Below are 21,710 nucleotides of genomic sequence, written 5' to 3' on the forward strand. Positions count from 1 at the left end.
GTACGCTGCTCGCTCAGGAACCGGTCCTTCGGGCGGCGTCGGGCTTCAGCATCGGAGCAAGATAACGCCCGGTGTGGGAGCTTTCCACCGCCGCGACCGCTTCAGGCGTTCCCGTTGCAATGATCTGCCCGCCGCCGGTGCCACCCTCGGGCCCCAGGTCGATAATCCAGTCAGCGGTCTTGATGACGTCCAGATTGTGCTCGATCACCACGATGGTATTGCCGTTGTCCCGCAAACGGTGGAGCACGCCCAGCAATTGCTCGATGTCGTGGAAGTGCAGCCCCGTGGTGGGCTCGTCCAGGATGTAGAGCGTATGCCCTGTATCGCGCTTCGAAAGCTCGCGAGCGAGCTTGACCCGCTGTGCCTCACCGCCAGACAGGGTGGTGGCGCTCTGGCCGAGTTTCACGTATGTCAGCCCCACGTCCATCAGGGTCTGTAGCTTGCGCTTCAGCACCGGCACCGGATCGAATAGCGGCAGGGCATCTTCCACGGTGAGGTCCAGCACCTGATGGATGTTGAGCCCCTTGTACTTCACCTCCAGGGTTTCCCTGTTGTAGCGTCGCCCGTGGCAGACGTCGCAGGGCACGTAGACGTCCGGCAGGAAGTGCATCTCTACCCGGACGACGCCGTCCCCCTGGCAGGCCTCGCAGCGCCCGCCCTTCACATTGAAACTGAATCGGCCCGGCGCGTAACCCCGGGCCCGAGCCTCCTGGGTACCGGCGAACAACTCCCGGATACCGGTAAAGATGCCGGTATAGGTGGCGGGGTTGGAGCGGGGCGTCCTGCCGATGGGGCTCTGGTCGATGTCCACGACCTTATCGAACAGTTCAAGGCCCTCCACCGCGTCGCATTCGGCGGGCTCCACGGCAGCACCGTTCAGCGAGCGCGCCGCCGCCTTGTAGAGCGTTTCATTGATCAGCGTCGACTTGCCCGAGCCGGATACGCCGGTCACGCACACCATGAGTCCGGCCGGTATGGAAGCATCGACTCCCTGCAGGTTGTGGCCGCGGGCGTTGCGGATGGTGAGCCACTGGTCCGGCTGCGGCGGGATGCGGCGCTCCGGCAGGGCGATGCCGCGTCGCCCGGACAAATACTGCCCGGTGAGGGAGTCCGCCGACGCGGCAATCTGGGCCGGCGTGCCCTGCGCTACCAGCAGCCCGCCCCGGGTGCCGGCGCCCGGCCCCATGTCCACCACATGGTCTGCCTGTCGAATGGCGTCCTCGTCGTGCTCCACCACGATCACCGTGTTGCCCATGTCCCGCAGGCGGGTGAGGGTTTCCAGCAGCCGATCATTGTCCCGCTGGTGCAGGCCGATGGAGGGTTCGTCCAGCACGTACATCACGCCGACCAGCCCGGCACCGATCTGGCTTGCCAGGCGAATCCGCTGTGCCTCGCCGCCGGAGAGCGTGCCGGCACCGCGATCCAGGGTCAGGTATTGCAGGCCCACGTTGAGCAGGAAGCGCAGCCGGGCGCGGATCTCCTGGACGATGCGCTCGGCGATCTCGCCCTTGGCGCCGGGGAGTTCCAGCCCCTCGAAGTAGTCCAGGCACTCGCCGACGGCCAGTGCCGCGACCTCTGGCAGTCGCATGTCGCCCACGAACACGTGGCGCGCGCTCTCGTTAAGGCGGGCTCCGTGGCATTCCGGGCACACCCGGCTGCTGATATAGCGGCCAAGTTCCTCGCGCACGATATTGGATTCGGATTCCCGGTAGCGCCGCTCCATGTTGGGAATGACGCCTTCGAAGGCGTGTTCCCGCGTGGCGCGCTTACCGTTCCCCTGCAGGTAGCGGAAACGAATCACCTCTTCACCACTGCCGTGGAGAAGCACCTGGCGAACCTGTTCCGGTAGGTCCTGGTAGGGCGTTCCGGGATCGAAGTCGTAGTGCTCTGCCAGCGACTCGATCATGTGGAAATAGTAGGCGTTGCGCCGATCCCATCCACGTATCGCGCCACCGGCAAGACTCACTGCCGGATTGGTGATCAGGCGATCCGGATCGAAGAACTGGGTGACGCCCAGGCCATCGCAGGTGGGGCAGGCGCCATGGGGGCTGTTGAACGAGAACAGCCGTGGCTCGAGGCTGACTAGGGAGTAGCCGCAATGGGGGCAGGCATACTTTGATGAGAACGCTAGTGGCGGGCGCTCCGGTTCATCCATCCAGGCAACCCGGAGGACGCCGTTGCCAAGGCCAAGCGCGGTCTCGATGGAGTCCGCCAGCCGTCCGGCGATATCCGGCCGCACCTTGAAGCGATCCACCACCGCTTCGATGGTGTGGTGGTGGCGGGGGTCCAGTGCCGGCATGGTGTCCAGGTCCACCACTGTGCCGTCGATTCGTGCCCGGATCAGGCCCTGGGCGCGTAGTTCCTGCAGCACCTGCTGGTGCTCGCCCTTGCGGTCGTCCACCACAGGCGCGAGCAGCATGACTTTCTCTCCCTCCGGCAGTTCCAGGATGTGATCCACCATCTGGCTCACCGTCTGGGCATTCAGGGCGACATCATGCTCCGGGCAGCGCGGAGTGCCCGCCCGGGCGTAGAGCAGCCGCAGGTAATCGTGGATTTCGGTCACCGTGCCCACGGTGGAGCGTGGGTTGTGGGAGGTCGCCTTCTGCTCGATGGAGATCGCCGGTGAAAGCCCCTGGATGTCGTCGACATCCGGCTTGTCCATCATGGACAGAAACTGCCGCGCGTAGGTGGACAGCGACTCCACATAGCGCCGCTGGCCCTCGGCATAGATGGTGTCGAAGGCCAGTGACGATTTGCCGGAACCCGAGACCCCGGTGATGACGATGAGCCGATCCCGCGGCAGATCGACATCGATATTCTGCAGGTTGTGGGTGCGTGCGCCGCGTATGCTGATGAAGTTCATGGACCAACCGTTGGCGAGACAAAGCCGTACAGTTTACAACGTGCGCCACCTTGAATGCAGGTCCGCTGACGAGCATCCGGGTGGAAGCGGTCTGGCAAACCGTTCTGGAAGGTGCGTACCATTGCGGCTTTCGCTGATTCGATAGAGCCGCCGCATCCATGCAGCCCACCCTCACCCGTATCGCCGTCGGCCTTGCCAGCATCGTTGGCTTGCGCATGTTCGGCCTGTTTCTGGTGCTGCCGGTGTTGGCCATTTACGGGCCCGCCCTGGAGGGCGCCACACCCGCTTTGCTGGGCCTGGCTCTGGGTGCTTACGGTGCGACTCAGGCCATTTTCCAGATTCCACTGGGCTGGCTGTCGGATCGGTTCGGCCGCAAACCGGTGATTGTTTTCGGCCTGCTGATCTTTCTCGCTGGCAGCGTGCTTGCGGCAGTCTCGGATGGGGTCTGGGGCGTGATCATCGGCCGGGCGCTGCAGGGGGCCGGGGCCATTGCCGCGGCGGTGCTGGCCCTGGCAGCGGATCTCACACCGCCGGAAAAGCGCTCCCGGGTCATGGCCGCCATCGGCATCACCATTGGCGCGGCGTTCATCATTGCCCTGGTGCTGGGGCCGTTGCTGGCTGGCGCGTTTGGTCTGGCTGGCCTGTTCTGGGTGACGGCGGCGCTGGCCGTCGCGGCCATCGTGGCCCTGCTGGTGCTGGTGCCCGATCCACCGGCCCGCCGGCCACAAGTCTGGAAAGATGCCGCCCGCGGTTTTCGCGAGGCCCTTGCAGATCGCAACCTGCTGCGCCTGAACGTCGGCATCGGCGCGCTCAATTTCTCCCTGACCGCGCTGTTTCTCGTGGTGCCGCTGGCCCTGGTGGACACCGTCGGGCTGGATGTCGGTGGGCACTGGCGGGTGTACCTGCCGGTCCTGCTGTGCACGATCCCCGTGCTGGCCCTGGGGCTGCGACGCACGGAAAGTGCCGAGGGCGGTCGTCGGATCGCCGTGCTTTCCGGCGGGGCGGTGGCCTTGTCCCTGGCACTGCTCGCCTTCGGCAGTGGCTCCACGCTGCTTCTGGTCTGCGGCCTGTGGCTGTTTTTCTCCGGCTTCAACCTGCTTGAGGCCTGTCTCCCGGCTCTGACATCGCGCTATGCCCAGGAGCGCGTGCGGGGCAGTGCGCTGGGCGTCTACGCCACCTACCAGTTCGCGGGCGCATTTCTGGGCGGTGTCTCGGGCGGAATCGTGTTGCAGCTGGTAGGTGTGTGGGCGGTGCTCGCCATGGCTGCGCTGGCCATGACCTGGGCCACATTCGGCGTGCAGCGGCTGGTGAATCGGGAGGCCTCACCGGCGAGTGTGGGTGGCCACCGAGGCGCATGAACCCGTCCATCGGAATGGGGTGCGGCTAACCCCCGAAGTCGGGTAGAGTACCGGGTCATCCGCGGGCGCACGAAGGCTGTGCCGTTCGCCGTCCGGGGCATGGAAGCCGCTGACCGAGCATACTGAATACTGGAGGACATCATGGCGCGTGGTATCAACAAGGTCATTCTCATCGGTAACCTTGGGGTCGATCCGGAAACCCGCTACAGCCCCAACGGGGCCGCGGTGACCAACATCCGGCTGGCGACTACCGAGAGTTGGCGCGACAAGCAGAGCGGGGAGCAGCAGGAAAAGACCGAATGGCATCGCGTCGTGTGCTTCGGCAAGCTCGCCGAGATTGCTGGCGAGTACCTGCGCAAGGGTTCGAAGGTCTACATTGAGGGCCGCCTGCAGACCCGCAAGTGGCAGGGTCAGGACGGGCAGGACCGTTACACTACCGAGATCGTCGCCAACGACATGCAGATGCTTGATGGTCGCGGCGAAGGCATGGGTGGCGGAGGTGGCGGCGGCAACCGCTCGCAGAACGCACCGAAAAAGGATCAGTCGGAAACCGCCCCCATGGACGACGGCGGTTTTGACGACGATATCCCGTTCTAGGGCATCCTGAAACGTCGTTTTTGAAGTCGCTGGACGGTGATTACCGGTCCGGCGGCGTCAACCTTCCGCTCACCTTGATGGTCAGCGTATTCTTTCCTGTCGGCCCCTCGAAGTAGTAGGCTTTGCGCCTCTGTCGCCGCGGTGTACGCCGCGTCCGGAGTCACCCAGGGTGTGGACATGAAGATACTGGTTACTGGTGCAGCGGGTTTCATCGGTTCCGCCGTCAGCCGCGTGTTGCTGGATCGCGGCGATACGGTTGTCGGGCTCGACGATCTCAACAACTATTACGATGTGCGCCTCAAGGAGGCGAGACTGGCGCGTCTGCAGGACGACGCCGGTTTCCACTTCGTGAAGATGGACGTGGCGGATCGCCCCGGCATGACTGCGCTGTTTGCCGAGCAGGGTTTCGATCGCGTCGTCCATCTTGCCGCCCAGGCCGGTGTGCGCTACTCCCTCGAGAACCCCCACGCCTATGTGGACAGCAACCTGGTGGGGTTCATGAATATTCTCGAGGGCTGCCGGCACCACCAGGTGGGGCATCTGGTCTACGCGTCCAGCAGTTCCGTCTACGGTGCCAACAAGGCCATGCCCTTCTCGGTGCACCATAACGTGGACCACCCGCTGTCCATGTATGCGGCCACCAAGAAAGCCAACGAGTTGATGGCCCACACCTACTCGCACCTCTACGGCCTGCCCACTACCGGCCTTCGCTTCTTCACGGTGTACGGCCCCTGGGGCCGACCGGACATGGCGCTGTTCCTGTTCACGCGGAAGATACTCGCGGGCGAACCCATCGACGTGTTCAATTACGGCAATCATCGCCGCGACTTCACCTATGTTGATGACATCGTCGAAGGCGTCGTGCGCACGCTTGATCACGTGGCACCGCCCAACCCCGCCTGGGACGCCATGAAACCCGACCCCGGGACCAGCCTGGCGCCGTATCGCGTGTACAACATCGGCAACAATCAGCCGGTGGAATTGATGCGCTATATCGAGGTGCTGGAAGACGCGTTGGGGCGCAAGGCGGAGAAGAACCTGCTGCCATTGCAGCCCGGCGATGTACCCGACACCTACGCCGACGTGGAAGACCTGGTGCAGGATGTGGATTACCGGCCGGCAACCCCGGTGGAAGAGGGCGTGCGGCGGTTCGTGGCCTGGTACCGGGAGTATTACGGGGTTTGATCAGCGCCGGGGTGCCGGCGCTTGAGCGAACCGCCCCTGTTAAATACAAACGACTGAAATAACGCGGAATAACCATGAAAATTACCATCTTCGGCAGCGGCTATGTCGGCCTTGTCACCGGAACCTGTCTGGCGGATGCAGGCAACGACGTGCTCTGCGTGGACGTGGACCAGGCCAAGGTTGATCGGCTGAACCGCGGTGAGGTGCCGATCCATGAGCCGGGGCTTGATGATCTCATTGCCCGCAACCGCGAAGCCGGTCGGCTGCGCTTCACCACCGATGTCAGTCAGGCGGTGGCCCATGGCCTCATGCAGTTCATCGCCGTGGGTACGCCGCCGGATGAGGATGGCTCAGCGGATCTCCAGTATGTGCTGGCGGTGGCCCGCTCCATCGGCCAGCACATCGATGATTACCGGGTGGTGGTCAACAAGTCCACCGTGCCCGTGGGCACCGCCGACCGGGTGCGCGAGGCACTGGAGAGCACCATGGCCGAGCGCGGTGTCAGCCTGCCCTACAGCGTGGTCTCCAACCCCGAGTTCCTGAAGGAAGGCGCGGCCATCGCCGACTTCATGAAGCCGGATCGTATCGTTGTCGGTAGCGATGACGACAAGGCGACGCGGCTGATGCGGGAGCTCTACCGGCCGTTCAGCCGCAGTCACGAGAAGCTCATCGTCATGGATGTGCGCTCTGCAGAGCTCACCAAGTATGCCGCCAACGCCATGCTCGCCACGAAGATCAGCTTCATGAACGAGCTCTCCGGTCTGGCCGAGCGTCTTGGCGCCGATATCGAAGCCGTGCGCAACGGCATCGGTTCTGACCCCCGGATCGGTTACCACTTCATCTACCCGGGTTGCGGCTACGGTGGCTCGTGCTTCCCCAAGGACGTCAAGGCGCTGGCCCGTACGGCGCGGGGTGTGGACTACGAGCCCTTGGTCCTGGATGCGGTGGAAGCCGTGAACGCCAGGCAGAAGGGTGTGCTGTTCCAGCGAATCAGCGACCATTTCCATGGCGATCTGAGCGGACGGGTGATCGCCCTCTGGGGGCTTGCCTTCAAGCCCAACACCGATGACATGCGCGAGGCACCCAGCCGTGCCCTGATGGAGGCCCTGTGGGAGGCTGGCGCCCGGGTGCAGGCCCATGACCCGGAGTCCATGGATGAAACCCGGCGCATCTACGGCGAGCGGGACGACCTGCGCCTGTGCGAAACGCCGTATGACACGCTGACCGGTGCTGATGTGCTGGCAATCTGCACCGAGTGGCAAGTCTTTCGCAGCCCGGATTTCGGCCGTCTGCGCAAGGATCTGAAAAGCCCTGTCATTTTTGACGGGCGCAACCTGTACGACCCACGCACGCTGGTGGATCACGGCTTTACCTATTACGCCATGGGGCGTGGAGATAGCGTGCGGCAGCGCACTACAAAATAACTACATAATGCGGCAGACTGCGCGAAAGCGAAGCGCGCAGGCGCCTCGTATCGCGATAAAGGGTGGAATAACGTCGACATGGCGCAATGGACGCGGCTTCGTGCAGTGGCGGCATCCCTTGGGGAGACACGCATCAGTACACTGTTCCGGCACGATCCGGAGCGGGTAGGGCGCTACGCCGTCACCCTGGACGACCTCCACCTCGATTATTCCAAGCACCTGCTCGATGACGACGCCCGCCGTGGCCTCCTTCAGCTTGCCGAGGCAGTGGACCTGCGCCAGCGGATCGATGGGCTGTTCAGCGGGGCCGAGGTCAACAACACCGAGCGGCGGCCCGCCCTGCATACCCTGATGCGGGAGTGCGACCCCGGCGCCAAGGTGGAAGTCGACGGCGTCAACCTGGTACCTACGGTATTTGCGCAACGGCAACGCCTGCAGGAGTTCGTCACCGGATTCGAGCGCGGTACCTTGCGGGGCGTGACCGGCAAGCGCCTGGATACGGTGGTCAACCTGGGCGTTGGCGGTTCGGATCTGGGTGCAGTGATGGCGTCGCACGCGCTGGCCGGCTACCACCGCCCCGGAGTCACCACCCATTTCGTTTCCGGCATGGACGGGGTGCAGCTGGCGGATGTGCTGGCCACCGTGGACCCGGCGCGCACGCTGTTCATCATCTCCTCCAAGTCTTTCAGCACCCCCGATACCTTCGGCAATGCCCAAGTGATGCGCCGTTGGCTGGAAGACAGGCTCGGCCCGCGGGCGGTTGCCGTGCATGTGGTGGCGATCTCCAGCAAGCCCGAGGCCATGACTGCCTGGGGCATCGCCGATGACCATCAATTCCTCATGGGCGAGTGGGTCGGTGGGCGTTATTCCGTCTCATCCGCTGTCGGGCTGCCCCTGGCGCTGACCATCGGCTGGTCGCAATTCAGCGAGTTCCTCGCTGGCATGCATCGCATGGATCGCCACTTCCGCGAGGCGCCTTTCGAGCAGAACATGCCGGTGATCATGGGCCTGCTGGCAGTGTGGCACCGCAATTGCCTGGATACCCATGGCCATGTGGTGCTGCCCTATGATCATCGTTTCGGGCGATTCCCGGCCTATCTGCAGCAACTCGATATGGAATCCAACGGCAAATCGGTGCGTCGCGATGGCTCACCGGTGAGCGTGCCTACGGCACCCCTGCTGCTCGGTGAGTTCGGCGGCAATGCCCAGCATTCGTTCCTGCAGCTGATTCATCAGGGGATGGAGCGGGTGACCGTGGATTTTCTGCTCCCCGCCCAGGGTTCTGGTGGCAGCGAGGGGCAGCAGGATCTCACCCTGGCCAACGGGCTCGCCCAGGCCCAGGCGCTGATGGAAGGGCGCGACGAGGCCGCCATGACCGTCGCCATGCAGGCCGCAGGCCTGTCGCCGGAGCGTATCGAAGCCTTGCTGCCGCATCGTACCCAACCCGGCAACGTATCCAGCAGTACACTGGTTTTTCCGCGGGTCGACCCGCATCATCTGGGCATGCTGATGGCCTTGTACGAGCACCGGGTGTTCGTGCAGTCGGTGGTCTGGGACATCAACCCCTTTGATCAATGGGGGGTCGAACTGGGCAAGCTGATGGCGGACGATCTCATCGATGCCGTCGCCGGCCGTGCCGAACCACCCGCCGAGGTGGATGCCTCGACGGCGGCGCTGATCAGGCGCCTGAGGCGTTACCGGGAGTAGGCAGCGCGGTCTTGCCCGTTGATTCCGGGCACACGTATGGTAGCGCGCATCCGGTATTTCACATGACAACGACGGGGGCTTTCCATGACCTACCGCATCCGCAAGGCAGTTTTTCCAGTCGCGGGCCTGGGTACACGCTTTTTGCCCGCCACCAAGGCGAGCCCGAAGGAAATGCTGCCGGTGGTGGACAAGCCGCTGATCCAGTACGCGGTGGAAGAGGCCGTGGCGGCCGGCATCGACACCATGGTCTTCGTCACCGGGCGAACCAAGCGTGCCATCGAGGACCACTTCGATACCGCCTATGAGCTGGAAGTCGAGCTGCGCAACAAGAAGAAGGAGCGCATGCTGGAGATCGTCAAGAGTACGGTGCCGGCGAACGTCAATTGCATTTACATCCGACAGGGCGAGGCGCTGGGTCTCGGCCATGCAGTTGGTTGCGCCCGCCCGGTTGTCGGCAATGAGCCGTTCGCCGTCATTCTGGCCGATGACCTCATCGATGGTCACGGTCAGCAGGTGCTGTCGCAGATGACGAAGGAGTTCGAACACCTGCAGAGTTCTCTGCTCGGCGTCGAGCGGGTTCCCGAGTCGGAGACCGACAAGTACGGTGTGGTCAGTGCAGAAGAGATGCACGATGGCATCGCCCGGGTTCACGGTATCGTGGAGAAGCCCAAGCCGGCGGATGCACCGTCGAACCTCGCCGTGGTGGGGCGCTACATCCTGACGCCACGCATTTTTGACCTGCTGGCAAGCACCGACCCCGACAGCCGTGGCGAGATTCAGCTCACTGACGCCATCGCCACACTGCTGCGCTACGAGGCGGTCTATGCCCATGAGTTCACCGGCACCCGCTATGACTGCGGCAGCAAGCTGGGGTATCTCAAGGCGACGCTGGAATATGGCCTCAAGCATCCGGAACTCGGCGAAGAGTTCCGCGCCTATCTGCACTCCAGGGATTGGGCCTGAGCGGACTCGGCGCATAGATCGTTGCGCCATGAGCACATGGCGATCGCGTCTTTCGGCGTGGCGCGCCGGGCGGTAAGGTAGCGCCTCCCGGAAAGCCATTGGCTCTCTGGGGTTATGCCGGGTCTCCCGGTTCTGTTTCTGGCTCTCTCGCAGCGTGGCAGGTTCCCCCGGCGCTTCCTTAAAGGTGCAGCGGTGACTGCTACGCTGTGTGTCGTTGTTGTCCGGAGTGCTGCATCGTGGCCTGGGAAGCCTGGTTGACCGTCAGTGTGGTGATCGGCGTGCTTGGTGTGCTGAGCGTGACGCGTCTTGCGCCGGACATGGTCTTTCTGGCGGGGCTGACGGTGTTGCTGGTGGCCGGCGTACTGACGCCGTCGGAGGCCTTCGGCGGCCTGGCCAACCAGGGCTTGATCACCGTTGCGGTGCTCTACGTGGTGGTGGCCGGCCTGGAGCAGACCGGCGGCATCCACTGGATCGTGCATCGCATACTGGGCAAGCCCCGGTCACTGGCCCATGCGCAGGTGCGGGTGATGAGCCCGGTGGCTTTTCTCAGCGCCTTCCTCAATAACACCCCGGTAGTGGCGATGCTGATTCCGGCGGTGAGCGCCTGGGCACGCAAGTTCAACCTGCCCGCCTCGCGGTTGATGATCCCGCTCAGCTACGCCGCTATCCTGGGTGGCACCTGCACGCTGATCGGCACCAGCACCAACCTCGTCATCAATGGCCTCATCCTCGAGCGTACCCCGGATGACGGCCTGCGTATGTTCGACCTGGCCTGGGTCGGAGTGCCGGTGGCCATCGTCGGCATGGGCTTCATCCTGCTGACCAGCCGCTGGCTGTTGCCCGATCGCCGGCCGGCGTTGAGTCAGCTGGGTGATCCCAGGGAATACAGCGTCGAGATGCTGGTGGACAAGGATGGCCCGCTGGTGGGGCGCACCATCGAAGAAGGCGGGCTGCGTCACCTCACCGGCATGTTCCTGGCGGAAATCGATCGCGACGGTGACGTGCTGCCCGCGGTCTCGCCCCAGGAGCGGCTGCGATCCGGTGATCGCCTGGTGTTCGTGGGCATCGTCGAGTCCGTCGTCGAACTGCAGAAAATCCGCGGCCTCACCCCGGCCACGGATCAGGTCTTCAAGCTGCACGGTCAGCGCCACAATCGCACCCTGGTCGAGGCCGTGGTGTCCGGCAGTTGCCCGGTGGTGGGCAAGAGCATTAGGGAGGGGCAGTTCCGCAGCCACTACGATGCGGTGGTGATCGCGGTTGCCCGTAACGGCGAGCGGCTGCGACAGAAGGTCGGCGATATCGTGCTGCAGCCAGGTGACACCCTGCTGCTGGAGACCCGCTCGGCTTTCGCCGAGCAGCAGAGCAACAACCGCGATTTTTTCCTGATCAGCCCCATCGCCGACTCCGCACCGCCGCGCCATGACCGCGCGCCCATTGCCATTGGCCTGCTCACAGTCATGGTGGCCACGGTGAGCATGGGCTGGCTGTCCATGCTCGAGGGCGCGCTGCTGGCGGCCGCCGGCATGTTGCTGACCCGCTGCTGTACGGTGGATCGGGCGCGGCGCAGCATCGACTGGTCGGTGCTGCTTGTCATCGCCGCCGCCTTCGGCCTGGGCATGGCGCTGGACAAGACCGGTGTTGCCACAGGTGTCGCGAAGACAGTGGTCGGGCTGACTGGAGACGGCGCATGGGTTAACCTTGCCACCATTTATTTGCTGACGGCGATATTCACGGCGGTCATAACGAATAATGCCGCCGCCGTGCTGATGTTCCCGATTGCCTACGCGGTATCCGGGGACCTGGGGCTCAACTTCCTGCCCTTCGCCATTGCCGTGATGCTGGCGGCGTCCGCCAGTTTCGCCACCCCCATCGGCTATCAGACCAACCTGATGGTCTACGGCCCCGGCGGCTACCGGTTCGCGGATTTTCTGCGCATCGGCCTGCCGCTGAACCTCATTACCGGGCTGGTGGCGGTGCTGGTGATACCGCTGGTGTGGAATTTCTGAATCGTTAGACCGGGAGACTCGTCATGACCGCATCCGACATCACGCCGCCCCATGGCGGCACCCTGAAAGAGCTCATCGTCTCGCCGGAGCGGTTGGACGCGCTCAAGGCCGAGGCGGTGGATCTCCCCTCCTGGGATCTCACAGCCCGTCAGGTCTGCGATGCCGAACTGTTGCTGAACGGCGGTTTCTCGCCGCTCGAGGGCTTCCTGACCGAGGCCGATTACACTGCCGTCTGCGAACGCATGCGCCTTGCTGATGACAGCCTCTGGCCCATCCCCATCAACCTGGACGTCACCGAGGCGTTTGCCGAGACGCTGGAGCCCGGTAGCCGGATTGCCCTGCGGCACCCCGAGGGAATGGTACTTGCCATCATGACGGTGGAAGACCTCTACCGCCCCGACTTCAAGAAGGAGGCGGAGCAGGTCTACGGTGCCGCCGATCCGGCGCATCCGGAAGTCTTCCGGCTCATGCACCAGACCAACCCTGTCTACGTCGGTGGGCGCCTGGAAGGTCTGGAACTGCCGCCGCACCACACTTTCAAGCAATTGCGGCACACTCCCAGGGAGCTGCGCGACTGGTTCACCAAGATGGGTTGGAACAGCGTTGTCGCCTTCCAGACCCGCAACCCCATGCATCGCGCCCACGTGGAGCTGGCCAAGCGGGCCTCGCAGAAGGGTGAAGCCAACCTGCTGATCCACCCGGTGGTGGGCATGACCAAGCCCGGCGATGTGGACTACTTCGTGCGGGTGCGCTGTTATCAGGAGGTGGTGCGCCACTTTCCGGAGCAGACCACGGCGCTGTCGCTGCTGCCCCTGGCCATGCGCATGGGTGGCCCGCGTGAAGCCGTGTGGCACGCCATCATTCGCAAGAACTATGGCTGCGCGCGGTTTATCGTCGGGCGCGATCACGCCGGTCCGGGCAAGAACAGCCATGGCGAGGATTTCTACGGCCCCTACGAGGCCCAGGACCTGGTGGAACGCCATCAGGAGGAACTCGGCATCGCCATGCAGCCTTTCGAGGAAATGGTCTACGTCGAGGACATGGCGCAGTACGTGCCCCGCTCCGAGGTGCCTGAAGAAGCCCGTGTGCTGAATATTTCCGGTACCGAACTGCGCCGTCGCCTGCGCGAGGGGCTGGAGATTCCCGAGTGGTTCTCCTATCCGGAGGTGATCACCCGCCTGCGTCAGGCCTTCCCACCCAAGCGGGAACAGGGTTTCACGGTGTTCTTTACAGGACTCTCCGGCAGCGGCAAGTCCACCATCGCCAACGTGCTGGTGGCCAAGCTCATGGAGCTTGGCACCCGGCCGGTGACCCTGCTTGACGGCGATCTGGTGCGCAAGCACCTGTCCAGCGAGCTCGGCTTCTCCAAGGAACACCGGGAGATCAACATCAAGCGCATCGGTTATGTGGCCAGTGAGATCACCAAGAACCGGGGTGTGGCCATTTGTGCACCCATCGCCCCCTACACGTCGACCCGCCGCGAGGTGCGGGAGATGATCAGCCAGTATGGTGGTTTCGTCGAGGTGCATGTGGCGACGCCACTGGAGGTGTGCGAAGAGCGGGATCGCAAGGGTCTTTATGCCAAGGCCCGGGCCGGTTTGATCAAGCAGTTCACCGGGATCGACGATCCCTACCAGGCGCCGGAGAATCCGGAGGTGGTGGTGGATACCTCCCAGTTCACTGCCGACGAACTGGCGCAGCAGATCATCCTGCATCTGGAGAAGCAGGGGTTTATCGATCTCCAGTAGCCTGATTGCTGCGCTGGAGACAACAGGAGGCATCATGGCCGACCTTGATACCGACGCATTGCGTGCGCTGGCCCGACGGGCCGGCGCTGCCATCCTTGAGGTCTACAATCGGCCGGATTTCGGCGTCGAGACCAAGGAAGACAACTCGCCGCTCACCGAGGCCGACCGCCGCTCCCACGAGGTGATCGATGCCGGCCTGCGGGCCCTGACCCCCGACATTCCCATTCTCTCGGAAGAGGGGCGCGATATCCCCTACGCCGAGCGGCAGCAGTGGCAGCGTTTCTGGCTGGTGGACCCGCTGGATGGCACCAAGGAGTTCATCAAGCGTAATGGTGAATTCACCGTGAATATCGCCCTCATCGACAGGGGGCGGCCGGTGCTCGGGGTGATCTACGCGCCGGCGCTGGACGTGCTGTATTTCGGTGAGCTTGGCGGCGAGGCCTGGAAGCAGGATGCCGCCGGCACGGTGACACCGCTGCGGGTGCGGCAGCCGGCGCAGGGGGAGGGGCACGCGGTGGTCAAGAGCCGCTCCCATCCTTCGGGTGAGCTGGCCGCCTTCCTTGAGACCATCGAGGTGGCCGATTCCGTGCCGGTGGGCAGTTCGCTGAAGTTCTGCGTGGTGGCGGAAGGCAGGGCGACGCTTTACCCGCGGTTTGGGCCCACCATGGAATGGGATACCGGTGCCGGCCAGGCCATCGTCGAGGCCGCCGGTGGTCGCGTGGTTACCGTGGAAGACCGCAACCAGCCCCTGCCGTACAACAAGGAAAACCTGCTGAACGGGTTTTTCATTGTGTCGGCGTAGGGGTGGGTGCGGCCGGATCGGGGAACGTCGGTCCATGAGCGGCGCACCGGACCGACGTTTGTGCCTGTGGCCGGGGCGGGCGGGATGCCCTGGCGTCGACGCGGTGCGTTACGCGCAAGCGCTAACGCACCCTACAGCGGGCATGGCCCAACGCCGATGCACGGCCAAACGTTGGGTCGGTGCATGGCCCAACGCCGATGGACGACCAAACGTCGGGTCGGTGCATGGCCCAACGCCGATGGACGACCAAACGTCGGGTTGGTGCATGGCCCAACGCCGATGGACGACCGAACGCGGGGCACGGCCACACGTAGGGTGCGTTAGCGCTTGCGCGTAACGCACCGCCTGCGGCGTCCGGCTACGCCGCTGCGCTGCCCCGCGCCTCGGCCACCAGGCGCTTGAACAAGGCTCGCTGCTCCCGGCGTTGCGGCAGGTATTCCGGGTGCCACTGCACGCCGATCACGTAGGGATGATCGGTGTGCTCGATGGCCTGGACGACGCCGTTGTCCTCCCAGGCGACGACGCGCAGGTGGTCGCCGGTCTCCCGAATGGCCTGGCGGTGCAGGGAGTTCACCCGGCAGCGAATGCGTTCCATGGTGGCGGACAGGCGACTCTCGTCGTCGATGACCACTTCCTTCTGTGGCCAGATGGTCCACAGGTTCGGTGCTTCGTTGTAGAAGTCCGACAGGTCCTGATGCAGGCAGCCGCCACATGCGACGTTAAGCAACTGCGCGCCGCGGCAGATGCCAAGGATCGGCATGTCCCGGGCCAGCGCCTGCTTCAGCAGGTCCAACTCCAGTTCGTCGCGCGCCGTGTCGCCCTTGCGTAGCTGCTTGGTGCTAAGCATGCGGCGCAGCAGCCAGATCAGCGGGAACAACAACAGGGTTGCGAGAAAACGGCCCAGGCTCCGGCTCCGACGGCGCAGATCGCCCAGCGCCGGGCTGACCACGGCCTCGCCGTACAGCGATGGGTCGACATCGGCGCCGCCACCCACCACCAGCGCGTCCAGTTGCTCGATGGCCGCAGGGCGTGCGGGGGTGATCCGCAACGGGCGGCCACCAGCCAGCCGTACCGCCCAGGAGGCACAGAACCATGCGGCGAGACCGCCGCGATCCGGGCCGGTGATGCCGATGACCGGTCGACTCAAGGCAGGACCTCGGCGCAGATGTCCGCCCATCGCTCATCGATGCCGCGTACCCAGGGGCGAGGATGATGCAGCAGCCTGTCGGCCAGCTCTTTCATGACCTGGGGCCGCGCCGCCAACCACTCCACCGTCACCCAACCGCGATACTCTCCGGCCAGTGTCCAGCCGGGCTCGTCGATGCGGCAGTTGGGCAGGCGATAATGAAAGGCCGGTCGCGATTTCACCAGATGGGCGCTTTCTCCCAGCCCGGCGACGGCCCGGTCACCCACCAGTTCCCGGAAGATGGGCAGCATGTCCAGCGCCCGGTTGCGCGTCGTGTTGTATTGCAGATAGTCGTCCACCAGCTGGTCGCAGTCCGGTGCGTAGTCCGGGTCGATGACCATGAGCCGGTAGGGGACGGGGAAAGGGTCGATATATGGCGTCAGGCGCCGGGTCCAGTCGATCTCACCCTTGACGTGCAGCCAATCGTAAAGCAACAGAAAGGCGCGCAAATGAGCAAGGGCGTTGTCGGCGGTGCACTCGCTCATCTCCGGGTTCAGATGCAGGCCGAAGGCATACACCCACGACGCCCGCGTCCCCCGGGCCTGCATCCGCTGCAGGGCCGCGCGCAGGTCTTCCAGGCGATGCAGATCGGTGAGCGGAATGGGTGGTGTGACGATTTCCATGGGTACAACCGTAGCGGCGGCCTTGGCGAGAAAATCCTCGACCCTGCCGCGGGTCAGGTCGCTGTCCAGCCGAATCCCGATGCGGTTGAGGTACTCGGCGTAGCCCCGATCCTTCAGCACGCTGGCGTCGATTTCGATGATGAATGGACCCCAGGGGGTTTCTTCGACGCGGTGGACGAAGGGATCGTCATCGTGGATCGTCCCGCCGTAACATTCCTGAACGAGGCCGCTGATCTGGGCGAGTTCCAGGCCGGCGAACTCCAATTCGACGCCCAGGCGACGGGGACGACCGTCCCGGGTGTGCAGGGTCTCCGGCAGGGGAAAGCTCATGAGGCCAAGCGCCTTGCGCTGCTTCAGATCGGGCATAGTGTAAAGGAGACACTGAACATTTGCCGCGTGTCGACTACTCTCAGCTCATTCATCAACACGAGGAGAGACCCGGATGAAGCTCGAAACCATGGCCATCCACGCCGGTTACAGCCCGGAGCCGACGACCAAGGCGGTGGCGGTGCCGATTTACCAGACCACGTCCTACGCCTTCGATGACACGCAGCACGGTGCGGATCTGTTCGATCTCAAGGTCCAGGGCAACATCTACACCCGCATCATGAACCCCACCAATGCGGTGCTGGAACAGCGGGTGGCGGAGATGGAGGGTGGCATCGCCGGGCTGGCCGTGAGTTCAGGCATGGCGGCCATTACCTATGCGCTGGAGACCATCATGGAGGTGGGCGATAACCTGGTGACCACCAGCCAGCTCTATGGCGGCACCTACAATTTTTTCGCCCATGGTCTGCCGCGACGGGGTATCGAGGTACGCTTTGTCTCCCATGACGACTTCGAGGCCATGGCGGCGGCCATTGATGACCGCACCCGTGCCGTGTTCTGCGAAACCGTGGGCAACCCATCCGGCAGTGTGGTTGATATTGCCCGCATGGCCGAGATTGCCCATGCCCGGGGTGTGCCGCTGATCGTCGACAATACGGTGCCCACGCCCTATCTCTGGCGGCCCATCGAGCATGGTGCCGACATTGTCATCCACTCGCTGACCAAGTTTATGGGTGGCCATGGCACCACCGTCGCCGGTGTGGTGGTGGATTCCGGCCGCTTCCCCTGGGCCGACCATGCGGACAAGTACCGCATGCTGACCGAACCGGACCCCTCCTATCACGGTGTGGTCTATACCGATGCCCTGGGGCCGGCGGCCTACATTGGACGCTGTCGGGTGGGGCCGCTGCGCAATACCGGTTCGGCGCTGTCACCGTTTAATGCCTTCCAGATCCTCCAGGGCATCGAGACCCTGCCATTGCGCATGGATCGGCACTGCGAGAATGCCCAGGCTGTCGCGGAGCACCTGCAGGGCCATGATCAGGTGACCTGGGTGAAGTACGCCGGCTTGCCCGACAGCCCGGATTATCGTCTCGCGCAGCATTACATGGGGGGCAAGGCATCGGGCATCCTCAGTTTCGGCATTCGCGGCGGTGCCGAGGCGGGAGCACGGTTTATCGATGCGCTGCAGCTCATCACCCGTCTGGTGAATATCGGCGACGCCAAGAGCCTCGCCTGCCACCCTGCGACCACCACCCACCGCCAGTTGAATGACGAGGAGTTGGAAAAGGCGGGTGTGAGTCGCGACATGGTGCGGATCGCCGTGGGCATCGAGCATATCGATGACATTCTGGAGGATATCGATCAGGCGTTGGCTGCGGCACGGTAATCGGGCCGCAGACCGGGTGCATCAGGGAGACCCTGCTCGAATCGCGTGTTCGCGTCGGTAGGGTCTCCCCAGGTAAATGACGAAAAGCCCCGGCGAATCCGCTACACTCGCGGCGTGTTTCGCCACCTTGGGCCCACCCACAGATGACCTATTGCCTTGCTGCATCCCTGAATGCCGGCCTCGTGTTCGCGTCGGATTCCCGCACCAATGCGGGCCTCGATCACGTGAACAGCTACCGCAAGATGCACACCTTTTTCTGGCCTGGCGATCGCATTCTGGTCCTGCTTAGCGCCGGTAACCTCGCCACCACCCAGGCCGTTGTCGCGCAGCTTGATCGGGATGCCGCAGATGGTGAGGGGCTGCGCAAGGCGCGTCATCTGAGTGAGGCGGCGGCCTATATCGGCCAGGTTAGCCTGGACATGCAGCGGCGTTATCACGCGCCGGACGCGCCCAATCCCGTGTCCATGGAAGCCACCTTCATCATCGGTGGTCAGATCGGCGATGCACCTCATGGCCTGTACCTGGTCTATCCGCAGGGCAACTACATCACCTGTTCCGACGAACAGCCGTTCCTGCAGATCGGCGAGACCAAGTACGGCAAGCCGATCCTCGATCGCATCATCGAACCCGGGGTCTCGCTGGACGATGCTGCACGCTGTGCGCTGGTCTCTATCGATTCCACCATGCGCTCGAACCTGTCCGTTGGACCGCCGGTGGATATGGCCCTGTACCAGGCTAACAGCCTTGAGCAGCCCCGTATCGTCCGCTACAAGCTCAACTCGCCTTATTTCGCCTCGATTCGCAAGCAGTGGGGAGAGGGGCTGCGCCGGCTGTTCGAGGACCTGCCCCGCTTCGATTGGGAAAAGGACAAGGATGGCTGATCGCCCGGGAACCGCGGCGGGTGACGCAGGTCAAAATTCGGCAGGTGTACTCTTCCATAATCCTGACTCAAGTCCTGGCTGAGAGTGTCCAATGAACAAGACCCGTGCCCTGGTTTCGCCCAGATTGCTCGTGGCGGCTGCTGCCGTCTTCCTGGCCATGGCGGCTGCGGCCTGGTGGCTGATGCAATCCAGTGTGACCGCAGCGCCCGTGGCCGGTATCCACAATGAGCAGTTGCAGCAGCTTGCCGCCACCGACCGGGATATCAAGGTTTTCAAGACGCCGTCCTGCGGTTGCTGTGGGGCCTGGGTGGAGCACCTGGAGGCGTCCGGATTCGATGTGGAGGCGGTGAACGTGAGTCAGTCGGAACTCAACGCCATCAAGCAGGCTGCGGGGCTGGATCCCGATCTTGCGTCCTGTCATACCGCCTTCATCGAGGGTTATCTGGTGGAAGGGCATGTGCCGGCGTCGGACATCCGCAGGCTGGTGGACGAGCGGCCAACGGTGGCCGGGATCAGCGTGCCGGGAATGCCCATCGGTTCCCCTGGCATGGAAATGGGCGATCGTTTCGATCCCTATGACGTGGTGGCCTTTGGCGCCGATGGCGAGACCTCGGTGTTCAATCGCCACAATCAGGACTAGTCGCGCGCCCCGCAACAGCCTATGCTGATCAAGGCATGAAAATCATGGGTTTTCACGCGGATACGCCATAAACCCTAAAAACAGGCGTCAAACGGGAGAGCGGAGCATGAGTGAAGCACGCCGCCAGGGTCGAGAAGTCATCGATTATTTCGTTCAGGTGCTGGAACACGACACCGGACATCTGCTCGGTTATCTGGTGGATGTCACCGAGCACGGCTTCATGCTGCAGAGCCACGAGCCTCTTGAAGGGGACCAGGAGCAGACATTCCGCCTGGTGCTGCGTGAGCCGCTGGATGGGGCCGACCACATTGAAGTAACCGCCCGACGCGTCTGGACCCGAGAGAAAGACACCGCTGTTTTCGTCCACAACGGGCTGCAGTTCACCCGGCTGGACGATGAAACCCGCCAGCGCATCCGTTCACTGATGGAACGCCACGCACTGGAGCAGGCCGGCGCCCCCGCCCGCTGATTGCGACGGCCGGCTGCCGTCGCTGCCTACGGCAGCTGCGGGAAGTGCAGCCCGGCCATCTCCTGCATGACGCGAATCACCTGGCAGCTGTAGCCGAACTCGTTGTCATACCAGACATAAAGCACGCACTTGTTGCCGCTGACGATGGTGGAGGCAGAATCCACCACGCCGGCATGCCGCGAGCCCACCAGATCGGTAGAGACAATTTCGGTTGAGGCCGTAAAGTCGATCTGCTCCTGCAGGTCGGAATTCAACGCCATCTCCCGCAGGTGATCGTTCATCGCTTCCTTGCTGGTCTCCCGCCCGAGGGTGAGATTGAGCACCGCCAGCGATACATTGGGTGTAGGAACGCGGATGGCATTGCCTGTGAGCTTGCCCTTGAGTTCGGGCAGGGCCTTGGCCACGGCCTTGGCGGCGCCCGTCTCCGTGAGCACCATGTTCAGTGCGGCACTGCGGCCGCGCCGGGCTCCGGGGTGGTAGTTGTCGATCAGGTTCTGGTCGTTGGTGTAGGAGTGCACGGTTTCCACATGGCCGTGCTCGATGCCGAATTCGTCATTCAGCACCTTCAGAACCGGGACGATGGCGTTGGTGGTGCAACTCGCCGCGGAGACGATCTTGGTGTCTGACGCGATGGCGTCGTGATTCACGCCATAGACGATGTTGGGCAGTTCACCCTTGCCTGGTGCGGTCAGCAAGACCTTGGATACACCCTTGGACTTGAGGTGGAGTCCCAGGCCTTCTTCATCCCGCCATTTGCCGGTGTTGTCCACGATCAGGGCGTTGTCGATGCCGTACTCGGTGTAGTCGATGGTGTCAGGCGCATCGGCATAGATGATCTGTATGAAATTACCGTTGACGATCAGAGCGTTGGCATCTTCCAGTACATGAATGGTGCCGTTGAATGGCCCATGTACCGAATCCCGCCGCAACAGGCTTGCCCGCTTCTCGATGTCATGGCCCTTGCCCTTGCGCACCACGATGGCGCGCAGGCGCATCTTGTTGCCGCTGCCGGTGCGCTCGATCAGCAGGCGCGCCAGCAGTCGACCGATGCGGCCGAAGCCGTATAGCACCACATCCGTGCCCTGCTGCAGCTTGAGGGTGCCTTTGCCGTCCACCACCGATTCAAGCTTGCGGTTCACGTAATCGGCGATGCTCTCGTCCTTCTGGGCGTCGCGCAGGTAGCCGCTGGCGAGCTTGCCCAGATCGAGCCGCATGGGCGATAGATTCATGCCCGAGATGTGCTGCAGAATCGGGTAGGTGTTGTGGATTGACAGGCCTTCGGGCTCGTACTGTTTGACGAACCGATGGGCCTTGAGCAGGTCGATGGTCGAGCAGTTGATCAGCGAGCGGCCATAGATTTTCAGGACCACGCCCTTGTCCCGGTAGAGCTTGCCGATCATCGGCAACATCTGTTCGGCGAGTTCCTGGCGTTTGGTCCAGTCGTTGAGATAGGTATCGTGCTGCTGACTCATGAGTTCGACCCTGCGCTGCGAGCGGTTGGCGGGCCGGATGATACGCGAAAGCGCCGTCGCCGTCATCTA

17 protein-coding genes are annotated in these 21,710 nt (G+C 63.7%); 13 read left to right on the forward strand and 4 right to left on the reverse strand.

The window, feature by feature from the left end; translation table 11 throughout:
- Nucleotides 1–13: 13 nt before the first annotated feature.
- The gene (uvrA, locus tag J2T57_RS18485; RefSeq protein ID WP_253483179.1) at nucleotides 14–2,863 is read right to left on the reverse strand and encodes an excinuclease ABC subunit UvrA; all 2,850 of its coding nucleotides are present in this window, start codon (nucleotides 2,861–2,863) and stop codon (nucleotides 14–16) included.
- 158 nt (nucleotides 2,864–3,021) lie between these two features.
- On the opposite strand from uvrA, the gene J2T57_RS18490 reads away from it, so the two are divergent.
- From J2T57_RS18490 to cysQ, 9 genes are all read left to right on the forward strand, one after another.
- The gene (locus J2T57_RS18490; RefSeq protein WP_253483182.1) at nucleotides 3,022–4,221 is read left to right on the forward strand and encodes an MFS transporter; all 1,200 of its coding nucleotides are present in this window, start codon (nucleotides 3,022–3,024) and stop codon (nucleotides 4,219–4,221) included.
- A 141-nt stretch (nucleotides 4,222–4,362) separates the two neighbouring features.
- Complete coding sequence (gene ssb / locus J2T57_RS18495; protein ID WP_301289548.1) at nucleotides 4,363–4,818, forward strand: single-stranded DNA-binding protein; 456 nt, start codon at nucleotides 4,363–4,365, stop codon at nucleotides 4,816–4,818.
- A 177-nt stretch (nucleotides 4,819–4,995) separates the two neighbouring features.
- Nucleotides 4,996–6,003: an NAD-dependent epimerase gene (locus tag J2T57_RS18500; protein ID WP_253483185.1), complete on the forward strand. Its 1,008-nt coding sequence runs from the start codon at nucleotides 4,996–4,998 to the stop codon at nucleotides 6,001–6,003.
- 74 nt (nucleotides 6,004–6,077) lie between these two features.
- The gene (locus tag J2T57_RS18505) at nucleotides 6,078–7,427 is read left to right on the forward strand and encodes a UDP-glucose dehydrogenase family protein (RefSeq protein ID WP_253483188.1); all 1,350 of its coding nucleotides are present in this window, start codon (nucleotides 6,078–6,080) and stop codon (nucleotides 7,425–7,427) included.
- A gap of 78 nt (nucleotides 7,428–7,505) precedes the next feature.
- Nucleotides 7,506–9,134, forward strand: a complete 1,629-nt coding sequence (gene pgi / locus J2T57_RS18510; protein ID WP_253483191.1) for a glucose-6-phosphate isomerase — start codon at nucleotides 7,506–7,508, stop codon at nucleotides 9,132–9,134.
- Nucleotides 9,135–9,218: 84 nt separating this feature from the next.
- Nucleotides 9,219–10,097: a UTP--glucose-1-phosphate uridylyltransferase GalU gene (galU, locus tag J2T57_RS18515; RefSeq protein ID WP_253483194.1), complete on the forward strand. Its 879-nt coding sequence runs from the start codon at nucleotides 9,219–9,221 to the stop codon at nucleotides 10,095–10,097.
- Between the two features lie 236 nt (nucleotides 10,098–10,333).
- Entirely contained in the window at nucleotides 10,334–12,103 is a 1,770-nt protein-coding gene (locus tag J2T57_RS18520; protein WP_253483197.1) for an SLC13 family permease, read from the forward strand.
- 23 nt (nucleotides 12,104–12,126) lie between these two features.
- Nucleotides 12,127–13,851, forward strand: coding sequence for a bifunctional sulfate adenylyltransferase/adenylylsulfate kinase (locus tag J2T57_RS18525; RefSeq protein WP_253483200.1), 1,725 nt, complete (start codon nucleotides 12,127–12,129; stop codon nucleotides 13,849–13,851).
- Nucleotides 13,852–13,885: 34 nt separating this feature from the next.
- Entirely contained in the window at nucleotides 13,886–14,653 is a 768-nt protein-coding gene (gene cysQ, locus J2T57_RS18530) for a 3'(2'),5'-bisphosphate nucleotidase CysQ (RefSeq protein WP_253483203.1), read from the forward strand.
- A 358-nt stretch (nucleotides 14,654–15,011) separates the two neighbouring features.
- Here the strand turns inward: cysQ and J2T57_RS18535 are convergent, their stop codons facing one another.
- Both J2T57_RS18535 and J2T57_RS18540 read right to left on the reverse strand, forming a co-directional pair.
- Complete coding sequence (locus J2T57_RS18535) at nucleotides 15,012–15,800, reverse strand: gamma-glutamyl-gamma-aminobutyrate hydrolase family protein (RefSeq protein WP_366519129.1); 789 nt, start codon at nucleotides 15,798–15,800, stop codon at nucleotides 15,012–15,014.
- The gene (locus J2T57_RS18540; RefSeq protein WP_253483210.1) at nucleotides 15,797–16,828 is read right to left on the reverse strand and encodes an amidoligase family protein; all 1,032 of its coding nucleotides are present in this window, start codon (nucleotides 16,826–16,828) and stop codon (nucleotides 15,797–15,799) included. The genes J2T57_RS18535 and J2T57_RS18540 overlap by 4 nt, the downstream gene beginning before the upstream one ends.
- A 76-nt stretch (nucleotides 16,829–16,904) precedes the next feature.
- On the opposite strand from J2T57_RS18540, the gene J2T57_RS18545 reads away from it, so the two are divergent.
- From J2T57_RS18545 to J2T57_RS18560, 4 genes are all read left to right on the forward strand, one after another.
- Nucleotides 16,905–18,179, forward strand: a complete 1,275-nt coding sequence (locus J2T57_RS18545; protein WP_253483213.1) for an O-acetylhomoserine aminocarboxypropyltransferase/cysteine synthase family protein — start codon at nucleotides 16,905–16,907, stop codon at nucleotides 18,177–18,179.
- A 143-nt stretch (nucleotides 18,180–18,322) separates the two neighbouring features.
- Nucleotides 18,323–19,060 (forward strand): proteasome-type protease, encoded by a 738-nt coding sequence (locus J2T57_RS18550; RefSeq protein ID WP_253483216.1) that lies wholly within the window; start codon nucleotides 18,323–18,325, stop codon nucleotides 19,058–19,060.
- A gap of 91 nt (nucleotides 19,061–19,151) precedes the next feature.
- Nucleotides 19,152–19,700, forward strand: a complete 549-nt coding sequence (locus tag J2T57_RS18555; protein ID WP_253483219.1) for a DUF411 domain-containing protein — start codon at nucleotides 19,152–19,154, stop codon at nucleotides 19,698–19,700.
- A 106-nt stretch (nucleotides 19,701–19,806) separates the two neighbouring features.
- Entirely contained in the window at nucleotides 19,807–20,169 is a 363-nt protein-coding gene (locus tag J2T57_RS18560) for a PilZ domain-containing protein (RefSeq protein WP_253483222.1), read from the forward strand.
- A gap of 26 nt (nucleotides 20,170–20,195) precedes the next feature.
- Here the strand turns inward: J2T57_RS18560 and J2T57_RS18565 are convergent, their stop codons facing one another.
- Nucleotides 20,196–21,641: a glyceraldehyde-3-phosphate dehydrogenase gene (locus tag J2T57_RS18565; RefSeq protein WP_253483225.1), complete on the reverse strand. Its 1,446-nt coding sequence runs from the start codon at nucleotides 21,639–21,641 to the stop codon at nucleotides 20,196–20,198.
- Between the last annotated feature and the right edge of the window lie 69 nt (nucleotides 21,642–21,710).

Origin of the sequence: Natronocella acetinitrilica (genome assembly GCF_024170285.1) — a bacterium.
GTDB lineage: Bacteria > Pseudomonadota > Gammaproteobacteria > Nitrococcales > Aquisalimonadaceae > Natronocella > Natronocella acetinitrilica.

Bases quoted from the DNA above. Each gene is read 5' to 3' on its own strand.
- uvrA (WP_253483179.1), bottom strand. From the start codon at position 2,863: ATGAACTTCATCAGCATACGCGGCGCACGCACCCACAACCTGCAGAAT.
- J2T57_RS18490 (WP_253483182.1), top strand. From the start codon at position 3,022: ATGCAGCCCACCCTCACCCGTATCGCCGTCGGCCTTGCCAGCATCGTT.
- ssb (WP_301289548.1), top strand. From the start codon at position 4,363: ATGGCGCGTGGTATCAACAAGGTCATTCTCATCGGTAACCTTGGGGTC.
- J2T57_RS18500 (WP_253483185.1), top strand. From the start codon at position 4,996: ATGAAGATACTGGTTACTGGTGCAGCGGGTTTCATCGGTTCCGCCGTC.
- J2T57_RS18505 (WP_253483188.1), top strand. From the start codon at position 6,078: ATGAAAATTACCATCTTCGGCAGCGGCTATGTCGGCCTTGTCACCGGA.
- pgi (WP_253483191.1), top strand. From the start codon at position 7,506: ATGGCGCAATGGACGCGGCTTCGTGCAGTGGCGGCATCCCTTGGGGAG.
- galU (WP_253483194.1), top strand. From the start codon at position 9,219: ATGACCTACCGCATCCGCAAGGCAGTTTTTCCAGTCGCGGGCCTGGGT.
- J2T57_RS18525 (WP_253483200.1), top strand. From the start codon at position 12,127: ATGACCGCATCCGACATCACGCCGCCCCATGGCGGCACCCTGAAAGAG.
- cysQ (WP_253483203.1), top strand. From the start codon at position 13,886: ATGGCCGACCTTGATACCGACGCATTGCGTGCGCTGGCCCGACGGGCC.
- J2T57_RS18540 (WP_253483210.1), bottom strand. From the start codon at position 16,828: ATGCCCGATCTGAAGCAGCGCAAGGCGCTTGGCCTCATGAGCTTTCCC.
- J2T57_RS18545 (WP_253483213.1), top strand. From the start codon at position 16,905: ATGAAGCTCGAAACCATGGCCATCCACGCCGGTTACAGCCCGGAGCCG.
- J2T57_RS18550 (WP_253483216.1), top strand. From the start codon at position 18,323: ATGACCTATTGCCTTGCTGCATCCCTGAATGCCGGCCTCGTGTTCGCG.
- J2T57_RS18555 (WP_253483219.1), top strand. From the start codon at position 19,152: ATGAACAAGACCCGTGCCCTGGTTTCGCCCAGATTGCTCGTGGCGGCT.
- J2T57_RS18560 (WP_253483222.1), top strand. From the start codon at position 19,807: ATGAGTGAAGCACGCCGCCAGGGTCGAGAAGTCATCGATTATTTCGTT.
- J2T57_RS18565 (WP_253483225.1), bottom strand. From the start codon at position 21,641: ATGAGTCAGCAGCACGATACCTATCTCAACGACTGGACCAAACGCCAG.